The organism is Azospirillum formosense, assembly GCF_013340925.1.
GTDB classification, from domain to species: domain Bacteria; phylum Pseudomonadota; class Alphaproteobacteria; order Azospirillales; family Azospirillaceae; genus Azospirillum; species Azospirillum formosense.
The window spans coordinates 1-1,246 of sequence record NZ_WHOR01000507.1; the positions used below are offsets into that span (position 1 = coordinate 1).

The following is a 1,246-nucleotide window of genomic DNA, read 5'->3' on the forward strand; positions in this document are numbered from 1 at the left end:
CCTTCCGCCGCGCGTCTGCGGACGGAGGTCAGCGGCTTCCTCGCAAAGGTCCGCGCGGCGTAAGGAGGGGCTTCATTCCCTCTCCCCCCTGGGGAGAGGGTTAGGGTGAGGGGGATGCGCGTGGCGGGACGTCCGGCACAAGCGCAACCCCCTCACCGGCCCTCCGGGCCACCCTCTCCCCGGGGGGGAGAGGGCTAGAGGGGGCGAGGGTCAGGCGCCCGTCCTTCAGGTTCGGGCGGCCCGGCGCCCGCAGCCAGGAGGTCCAGCCGAGGCGGCTGCCCTCCGGCGGCTTGGTGGACAGGCGCGTCGGCGGCACCTTGGTGGCCTCCAGCACCAGCACGATGCGGAAATCCATGCCGTCCCCGGTGTGGAAGCGGGCGAGCGCGCAGAGCGTCTGGTGGTGCCGCCCGTCGGGCAGGAACTCACGGAAGCGCTCCAGGCTGTCGAGCGTCAGTTCGATGGCGTAGCAGCTCTGTTGGTCCCAGACGCGGCGGCCAAGCACGACCGTGCGGCCGAGGCTGTTGTTCCGCGCGCCGAAGCCGCCGCCGATGCGGGTCCGGCTCTCCTCGTCCAGCGGCAGCCAGCGCCCGACGAAGCTCTCCACCCGCACCTTCACGCGGAACACGGCGCCGAGGATCGCCTCCAGCCCGGCCGACGACCGGCGGCGGTTGGCGAGGATGCCGGAAAAGGCCAGCAGCATGCGGTCGGGCGTGCCGGGGAGGCGCTGCTCCAGGCCGGGCGTGCCGATGCCGGCCAGCGCGCGCAGCACGCGGGCCATCAGGGTGCGTTCCGGGTCGCGCTCCAGCAAGGGCAGGCTGCCCTGGCGCGTCCGGTAGAAGATCGACATCAGGCGGTGGTTGAAGATGTCGTAGAAGGCCGAGCCCGCCGTGTCGCGCCGGGCCGCCCGCTCGACGAGCAGTTCGGTGGCGACGTAGGGCAGGGGGCCGTTGATGCCCGCCACGCCCAGCACGGGGGAGCGGACGACGCCGCGCCCGTCCTCGGTCCGCCGCGCCTCGACGACGTCGCTGGCGGGGAAGACGAAGCTGGGGTCGTGTTCGATGCGGACGGCCTCCTGCTCCGGGTCGATGCCGGTGCCGAGCGGGGCCAGACCGGGGGCGGCGCGCTCCAGCAGGGCGATGGCCTGCAGCAGGTCGAAGCCCCAGGGCTCGGCCTCCAGCCGGTCGATCAGGGCGGGTGGGGCGTCTTCTATACAAAATCGACCCTGCCCACGCGCACCCCCGCGTGG

Annotated in this window: 1 protein-coding gene; it reads right to left on the reverse strand. The window is 73.3% G+C overall.

All coding sequences use genetic code 11. From position 1 onward, the window contains the following. Window positions 1-100: 100 nt before the first annotated feature. Window positions 101-1,210 (reverse strand): type VI secretion system baseplate subunit TssG, encoded by a 1,110-nt coding sequence (tssG, locus tag GBZ26_RS29455; RefSeq protein WP_345772090.1) that lies wholly within the window; start codon window positions 1,208-1,210, stop codon window positions 101-103. Window positions 1,211-1,246: the final 36 nt, after the last annotated feature.